Genomic DNA, 8077 nt, shown 5'->3' with positions numbered 1-8077 from the left:
CCGTGCGCAAGATCCACAAAATCCCGTTGATGGTCGTTCGATGATCGTTGCTCGGTCGCCCGACTGCGGGCTTTTGTACGGGCAGCAGCGGTTGCAGTTTTTGCCATTGAGCCTGGCTCAAATCGCCGCGACGTTGAGGAGGAAGAATCATCAGTCAAGGCTAAACTCGCCATCTCTAGGCTAGCAAACGTGCTCAGAAGGTTTTAAAACACGCCCTAGTTGAATATCGCTGAAACGATGCGTCTACTTTATCCGTCTAGGGGCTTAGATCTATGGGGCTTAGATTTGTGACAGTCCCTGCGCCAGCAGCATCGCTACAATTGCCCCAATCAGCGTGTTTAGAATATTGACCACCTCATTTGTCAACCAATCAAAGCGGCTTTGTAATGTTGCCCCAATCACGCTTTCGATATTGGTGCCAATGAAGGCTGCCACCACACATACGGCAACTTGCCAGAGGGGGATGAGCCCGACGCCCCAACCTACCAGCGAGATCGCCACAGAAGCAACCACACCTGCTAACGTGCCCTCTAAACTGACAGCGCCTTCTGTACCCCGCGGCACCGGCTGGAGCGTAGTAATCAAAAACGTACGCTGACCATACGCTTTACCAATTTCGCTGGAGCAAGTATCAGCCAGCTTTGTACTGAAGCTCGCGACATAGCCCAACAGCAGCAAGGGAACCAGCCATTTGCTGGTGTCAGGTAAGCATAAAGGAACCAGGAAACTACCGATCGCGCACAACGCTCCTGTTAAGGCCGACCCCCACACATTCTCCGGCCCCCGTGCGCCCGATCGCTTCTCGGCAATGCCCGCTGCCTCCTTCTGCGCCATGCCAGCTCTCGTAATGCCCGACCCCACTAAGAAGTAGAACACTACGACAGCGTATCCCTGCCAACCCAACGAAACCCACACCAGTACGCCCAAAATCCACGCGTGGATAATGCCAGCCAGTGTCAGTAGCTTCTTTGGCAACAACCAAACGATCGCCAGCAGAACGGTATTCAGGACAACTGCAAAGACCACAGGAGTTAAGAAAGATAAAGGGAAAAGGCTACTAAATAAAGAATAAAGGATAAAAGAGGGCACAAAGTAAGAGATCACTAGAAGGCTAGAACGCTAAAGCGGCAATGATCCGCATTCCAAGAGTGCAACCCATTGATTGTAAACAGTGATTATAGTGAAGGCGGTTGCAGTCAGAAGCCCTTGGGTAGAAGCCAGGAGTCAGAAGCCAGGAATACTATAAAACTCAAAACTTTCATCCTTATATACTTTCCCTATGCCTCCCCTGTTCCACCTCTCCTTCCCTGTCAGCAACATTCCGCAGACGAAAGCCTTCTACGCCGATGGTTTAGGCTGTGGTGTTGGGCGCGAAAATCCGGAGTCCGTCATTCTCGATCTGTACGGACATCAGCTGGTTGCCCATGTGGTGCATGAGCCGCTGACACCACAAAAAGGAATTTATCCCAGGCACTTTGGGCTAGTTTTTCCAGCAGAAACAGATTGGGACGCTTTATTGGAACGATCGCAGCAAAAAGGCTTAACGTTCTATCAGCAAGCGAAACATCGGTTTCCAGGCTTACCGCTAGAACATAGCACCTTCTTCCTGCAAGACCCGTTTTACAACCTGATGGAATTTAAGTTTTACTGCCATCCTGAAGCGATTTTTGGCAGTCGTAACTTTACACAAATCGGTGATACCGTTGGCGTTTAATGCAAAGATCCCCGGCTTCTATTGCACAATACGCCGTCAGTGCTGAGTTTTCGCTAGAAGTCGGGGATCTGATCTCCGTTTAGATTGACTCTAACCCAACTAAATCGGTGCTATTACCTTTGAACAATACAGAGAGAGGACGGTTTTTGGCGCGCCAGTAATCGACTGCCGATCGCAAAATATCCAGTGCTACTAGCCACTCGGATGGCTCACCTTGGGCAAACGCTTCGGGCTCTTCATACAGCAGGATAAAGCGATCGCCGTTTAGCCAGTCCAGATCGGTGAGGCAATCTTCCAGCGCGTCCCAGTTTTGCCCAAAATAGCGCGGGAATGCCATTGCATCCGCGATCGCGTCGAGAAAGCCTGCCTTGTTGGTGATGGTTTTGCCATCCAGATAAAACAGGCGGGTGTTGTACTCCTGGCTGAGAGCAGTGAGGGCATCAGTACTGATGGACGTCTCAAGCTTGTAGAGGTCTGCACGACGCTCGCCCTTGAGTACTGCGGTTAAATGATCCATGTTTTACTGCACTCTTACAAAACTGGCGTAATGGTCGCCTGTGTAATAAATTTCGCCCTGTTGGCCGGTAATGATGCGTCGTGCACCACGATCGCGTCTACCTGGCGTTTTAACAGTGTACTCCCGGTAATAGCCGATCGCGGCTTGCGGTAATAGTCGCTCGCGGTTGCGGAAAACAGTGCCATCTTTAGGGTATGGGAACGGCCCCCCTTGCCGAATCAGTTGAATGGTTGTGCGAGCCTCTGGCGGCAGTTGATTGGCTCTTACAGCGGGAATGGTTACCGTAGCACGGGCGACGATCGCTGTTTCTGCATGATTGCGCAGATCTAAATCTGGTTGTGCCTGCACATGGAAGGTCGACACAAGGCTCGTGAGAGTGAGCACGGTTAGAAAGAGGCTCACAAACTGGAGTAAGCGTTTGATCAAGGGATTGGATGTCATAAATAGCAAAACGAGCAGATGCGGGCATTCGTAGTGCTGGTGAGATGCCCCCAACCTTTGGCACCATCACCGTAAGCGACGGGATCTCGATGGGCACTGAGGCCAACTGACAGGGCTTTACAAACTGAGAGGGCTCTACAAATAATAGCGAACCGTAGTAACAATCCGGCTTTGCTTGGTTCGCAGTGCCGTCTTGAGAAACAGCGTCGTCTGGTTATGCAACAGATTTTCCCACCACTTTTTGGTGACAAAGGCAGGAATAATCACAGTTGATAGCACTCCTGGATGCTGATTCTCGTACTCTTCAATAAAGTCCACGATCGGCGACACAACCGATCGATACTGGGAATCGAGAATGACCAGCGCAATATCAGACTCTAGCTCCTGCCAGCGCTTTTGAAGTTTTTCGCGATCAGTTGAGCCAATATCCACATGAATGGCAACCACTTCGTCCGCAATGCTGCGTGCATAATCCAATGCTTCCACCGTACCCCGATGTAGCTGACCCACCACCACGATCGCTGGATGAGTTACTGCCTCTCCTTTAGGGCGTTGGATATAGCTTCTCGGCGCTAACTCCTGGATGCTAAGGCGATCGGCCACAAACTTATAGTGGCGACGGATGCTTAAGAATAGGTAAACCAGTAGCGGGATGGCGACAACCACAATCCACGCACCCAGAGCAAATTTTGTCCAGATCACGACCACCAGCACGACGGCGGTCGCGATCGCGCCAACTCCGTTCATCAAGGCACTCAGTCGCCATCCAGCGCACCTGATCGCCTGCCAATGGCGCACCATGCCAGCCTGGGAAAGGGTAAAGGAGGTAAACACCCCTACTGCATACAGTGGAATAATGGCAGTCGTGTTACCTCGAAACACAATGATCAAGAGAGCGGCACACGAGCTCAGTAGCAGAATACCGTTGGAGTAGACTAAGCGATCGCCCAACAAGGCCAACTGACGCGGCAAAAAGCCGTCTCGTGCCAAGAAATAGCAAAGCCGAGGAAAATCAGCATAGCTGGTATTGGCTGCCAGTAAGAGAATCGCTGGAGTGGCAAAGAGCAGCACAAAGTAATAAAACGGGCCCGTCCCTAGAATCTGCCGCCCCAAGATCGACAGCACTGTTTCCTTTTCGCTGGGAATAACCTGATAAAGATGGGCTAGATAGGTGATTCCCAGAAACATCACGCCCAAAATGATGCCCAAATACATTAGGGTTTTGCGAGCATTCACCCATTCGGGTGCCTTAAAGACCAGCACACCATCCGAAATTGCCTCCACCCCGGTCAGCGCTGTACAGCCTGCTGCAAACGCTCGTAGCACCAGGAAGATACTCAGCGACTCGGTCACTTTGTGGAAAGGCTCTGCAGGCGGTGGCGCGGGAATGACATGCCCCGTTAGCTGGTTAAACAAGCCAATGCCGATCATGATGAGAATGCTGACAATGAACGCATAGGTTGGGATCATGAACAGCTTGCCAGATTCCTTCACGCCCCGCAGGTTTGCCACCATGAGCAGAAGAATAAAGACTAAACACAGCTCAACGGTGTAAGGACGCAATGTGGGTACTGCCGACGTGAGGTTCTCAATCCCCGCCGAGACGCTGACAGCAACTGTCAGGATGTAATCGATCATCAACGATCCACCCGCAATCAAGCCCGGGTAAAGTCCTAAATTGCTGCGAGCAACAATATAAGAGCCCCCACCTTTGGGGTAGGCTCGAACCGTTTGACGATACGACAAAATCACGATGCCTAGTAGGGCAATAATGGCGATCGCGATCGGCTGCGACCACCCAAGCACGTCAGGCTTCGTTCCAGCCACCATTAAAACTAACAGCGCTTCTTGAGTCGCATACGCAACAGAAGAAAGAGCGTCGGAAGAAAGGACAGCCAAGGCAGCCGCTTTGGTCAACCGCTCTTCTGCGTGAGCACTGGTTGGCAAACTACGTCCAATGACGAGCTGCTTGATCTGCGAGAAGCTCATAGACAACTCACTTTTAAAAGCATTAGTGATTCGGTCAGTCGGTGAATGAAACTGATTAAAAGCGCCTCACCACTTGGTTAAACGCAACGAACTGTAAGTAAGCGTACCCTCCTTTCGGCTGCCGTGCGATGTCCAAAGATGGGAATTTTGCAGGTAGGTTTTCTCAGCACTGATGATCAAACGGTAAATTTCCACGGATCAAACGGTAAATTTCCACGGCTTCCCACGCCCCAGGGCCTTACCACGCTGGCAGAATCACTGCCCTCTGGGGGCAGCTTCAACATCTGTGTCAAAATGAAGTCACCCAACATGCGAGAGCCTTAAATTCGTGATTGAGGTAGAAGTTCACCAGCAGCTCCGAGCATTCTTAAGAGAGCAAGGGAAACCCTATTGGTCTCATCATTTAACGATGGCACGGTTGGTGGCACGTGCCTTGCGGTTGGGGCGTAGTGCGTTGATGCAAACCGATGCGCTCTCTCGCTATCACGGGCGCTACAGGCTTAGTTATCTGGTGCCAGTGCTGATGTGGCAGGAACCTGTCATTGTGGTTGCCACAGAAGCGGTACAACAGCGGCTGCTCATGGTCGAAATCCCGCAGCTGCGCACGTGTATTCAAACGTCAAAAGCCATTCGTACAGGCGATCGGTTTCCCGACCCAGCCTTTCAAGGGTTGCTGCTGACAACACCAGAATCGTGGTTGAGCGATCGTCTGTATCAACAAGGACGTTTTCCAGCAGGCATCCCAACGATTTTTGATGGGGTCGATGACCTGGAAGCCTGGGCTTTTGCTCAACTCACCACACATATTCAGCCAGTTGATTGGGATGAGCTGATGCTCGCCTGCCCCAGCCATACCGACATTATTCGTGATGCGCGTGTGCAGCTCACAAAGTCAATTTTTCAGCGTCCAGCCAATCCTTACGAGTGCTGTCTGCTAGAGCTTTTTGAGCAAAAGGTGCTGGCGGCTCTCTTTCAAGACTTACGACGCTCTGATTCCCCATCAGATGATGTTGCACTTCCTGCTGTCTGGAGCCGCTTTGGGGATACCTTTCAGCTCGACAACCAACTTCTATGGGCAGACATCTCGCGTCGTCAAGGGCAGTTCTCTCTGCATTGTGGCCCCGTTACGGTGGCAGCAGCCTTAGCCCCGCTTTGGTCGCAGCAATCGGTCATCCTCATTGGCGGTGCGCTAGATGTTGATGCAGAAGCTACCGTCTATCGCCAACGCTTAGGGCTAGACGACTTAACGTGTCTGAAGTTTACGCCCGATCGCCAGGACGAGCTTATTCAGCTTTACTTGCCGGAACGACTGCCGATGCCCAATACTCCAGAGTTTCAGTGGGCTCTCATTCGAGAAATGCACTCTCTACTTAGGGTTAGCTCTGGGATGAACGGGTTAACCGTTCTGCTAGTAGACGACGTGCCACTTAAAGCGCAAGTCGGTTCCGTGCTGGCATCAGAATTTGGCTCAAGGGTGCAGGTTGAGCGCACGTGTTTAGAAGAGAAGGGTATCCTCGTCACGGGTTGGGCGTTCTGGCGACAGCACCAAAGCGTTTTGCCTGCACCTCATCTACTCGCGATCGCAACGCTGCCAATCCCGTCGCTCGAAAACCCGCTGGTTGCTGGACGTGTTGCCTACTACAAGCACCTACGACAAGACTGGTTCCGTCTCTACCTTCTCCCAGAAGCACTGGCAGAACTACAGCGAGCGATCGCGCCCGTCAGAGATCATCAGGGCATTGTTGCCTTGCTCGATAGCCGCGTGGTACATCGCAACTATGGGCAACAAGTGCTCACAGCGCTTCATCCTGTGGCGCGCCTCAACTACCTCGATCCTAGCCTGTTTCCTCAACCTGATTATTCAGTCCTAGACTGAGGTGTTGAGCGCATCCAGCAATAATGCGTATGCTTTCCACTAAGATTGAATAGTTGAGTATCATTGGTCATTACAGCTATGGGCGAATCAAAGCGGCGAAAAGAAACCCTCGGAGAAAAGTACGGTCAAGAATCTAATATTCTCCCGTGGTTGCCAGTTACTAAAACTCAAGCGAGCCAGTTTGTCCAGCTCTCTACCAGAGGCGCATGGATCGGCATTGGTACGCTGGTTGCGGTGTGGATTACGATTCGTTTCATTGGTCCGGTATTCGGCTGGTGGCAGGTGGATTAATGTATGGCAGCAACAAGCAATGATTTGTTACCTTAGTCTAGACCCAGGGAACTTTTTGCTTACAGCTGAGTCAGTCTGTGTTTAGGGGCAGGCTACTGATCAGGTGAAAGAGAGTGCGGTAGACGATTGTCGTTCTAGATACTTTCTTTCCCAGTAAGTTAGCTAACCTTAGGTCTACTAGTTAATGTCAACGTCAAAGGTAACGCCAGCCTTTAAGTGGTGTGCTTATTTAGTTCCAGCATCTTTTTTTATAAACGTTCCCATCAAAAAGTGAAATTCTTAAGAAAGTATTAAAAAGGTATAAAATCTTAGGTGTGGTGATTGGAGGGCAATTGTGTTCTTAAGACTTGCAGAGCAACACCGACAGTTCGTCCAAGATCTCGTCATGAATCTTCAGGCGCTTGCGATCGTGCTAGAGCGTCAGGGTTATCTTGCATCCTGCTACACCTGTGGCGGGCAGATGAACAGTGCCTCGTTTATGGTGAGTCTGGCAGACAACCACCTCATCCGTTTCCTGGTCTCTGACTATGGGATCACGTGGACTGAGATGCGAGACGATCGAGAGTTGATGAAGCTAGAAGGGGCAGAAGCCATTAGCCAACTTCAGGAATTGGCAAACTTGGTGAAGCACAAAATCAAGCCATCCGAGTACAGACCCGCAGTGGTTTCAGAAAGCTTCCATTAATCCTGGTCGCTTTGGTATGAGCGCTGGGGTTATCGTTTAGTCGCTTTGGGTGTTTCTAACACGACATTATTACCTTTGTGCTTTCGATTGTCACTCTTCCATAAGTAATCGCACAAATAATGGATCGCTTGATCATTTAGCCAGCGATCGGCTTCTAGGCTAAGTTAGCTTTAGTAAGAGATGATGCTGAAACCTGGTCTGAGTGGTTCAATCAACTGGTGAGACAGCTCACGACAGTAAAGACCAAAAAGGGAGTGGAATTGTCTTTCCACTCCCTTTTTGCATTTGATTGTTTGCTCTACTGATATTTTGAGGCTGACTCTGAGAAAGCAAATCGTGAACTCAAAGAGCTGGTGAACGCTGAGTTGAGTCGAACGTAATCGCTATCTGAGAGATTCTGTAACAATCGCTTTACAAAACCTGTTTGCTCCGCTATCCTGTTTTGTATGGATTGATTAACAATCCTAAATATTCATACACAACGCAATCATAATTACCATGACAACAACCTTACAGAGACGCGAAAGCGCCAACGTATGGGACCAGTTTTGCAACTGGGTGACC

Annotated in this window: 9 protein-coding genes; 4 read left to right on the top strand and 5 right to left on the bottom strand. The window is 50.5% G+C overall.

Going from position 1 to position 8077, the window contains the following annotated elements; all coding sequences use genetic code 11:
* The coding region (locus C7B82_RS12370) for a transposase (protein ID WP_146141142.1) at positions 1-151 on the bottom strand (151 nt) is incomplete at its 3' end.
* Between the two features lie 128 nt (positions 152-279).
* The gene (locus C7B82_RS12365; protein WP_245939854.1) at positions 280-1026 is read right to left on the bottom strand and encodes a TIGR00297 family protein; all 747 of its coding nucleotides are present in this window, start codon (positions 1024-1026) and stop codon (positions 280-282) included.
* A gap of 253 nt (positions 1027-1279) precedes the next feature.
* On the opposite strand from C7B82_RS12365, the gene C7B82_RS12360 reads away from it, so the two are divergent.
* Positions 1280-1714: a VOC family protein gene (locus C7B82_RS12360; RefSeq protein ID WP_106256598.1), complete on the top strand. Its 435-nt coding sequence runs from the start codon at positions 1280-1282 to the stop codon at positions 1712-1714.
* Between the two features lie 79 nt (positions 1715-1793).
* Here C7B82_RS12360 and C7B82_RS12355 read toward each other — a convergent pair whose 3' ends face one another.
* The 3 genes from C7B82_RS12355 to C7B82_RS12345 form a co-directional block, all read right to left on the bottom strand.
* Positions 1794-2231 (bottom strand): barstar family protein, encoded by a 438-nt coding sequence (locus C7B82_RS12355; RefSeq protein ID WP_106256597.1) that lies wholly within the window; start codon positions 2229-2231, stop codon positions 1794-1796.
* A 3-nt stretch (positions 2232-2234) separates the two neighbouring features.
* A complete protein-coding gene (locus C7B82_RS12350) occupies positions 2235-2672 on the bottom strand; it encodes a guanyl-specific ribonuclease (protein ID WP_106256596.1) in 438 nt (145 codons plus the stop codon).
* Between the two features lie 135 nt (positions 2673-2807).
* Positions 2808-4661: an APC family permease gene (locus C7B82_RS12345; RefSeq protein WP_106256595.1), complete on the bottom strand. Its 1854-nt coding sequence runs from the start codon at positions 4659-4661 to the stop codon at positions 2808-2810.
* Positions 4662-4989: 328 nt separating this feature from the next.
* Here C7B82_RS12345 and C7B82_RS12340 point away from each other — a divergent pair, with 328 nt between their 5' ends.
* The 3 genes from C7B82_RS12340 (at position 4990) to C7B82_RS12330 (ending at position 7513) form a co-directional block, all read left to right on the top strand.
* Positions 4990-6537 carry an ATP-dependent DNA helicase gene (locus tag C7B82_RS12340; protein ID WP_106256594.1) on the top strand — a complete coding sequence of 516 codons (1548 nt, stop codon included), beginning with the start codon at positions 4990-4992 and terminating at the stop codon, positions 6535-6537.
* Positions 6538-6615: 78 nt separating this feature from the next.
* Positions 6616-6828 carry a DUF2839 domain-containing protein gene (locus tag C7B82_RS12335; protein WP_106256593.1) on the top strand — a complete coding sequence of 71 codons (213 nt, stop codon included), beginning with the start codon at positions 6616-6618 and terminating at the stop codon, positions 6826-6828.
* Positions 6829-7162: 334 nt separating this feature from the next.
* On the top strand, positions 7163-7513 hold the full coding sequence (locus tag C7B82_RS12330; protein ID WP_106256592.1) for a DUF1815 family protein: 351 nt from the start codon (positions 7163-7165) through the stop codon (positions 7511-7513).
* Positions 7514-8077 lie beyond the last annotated feature (564 nt).

It is taken from the genome of Stenomitos frigidus ULC18, assembly GCF_003003795.1.
GTDB classification, from domain to species: domain Bacteria; phylum Cyanobacteriota; class Cyanobacteriia; order Leptolyngbyales; family Leptolyngbyaceae; genus Stenomitos; species Stenomitos frigidus_A.
Note: the sequence above shows the minus strand (reverse complement) of the source record. Positions and strands in the feature narration are given on the sequence as shown.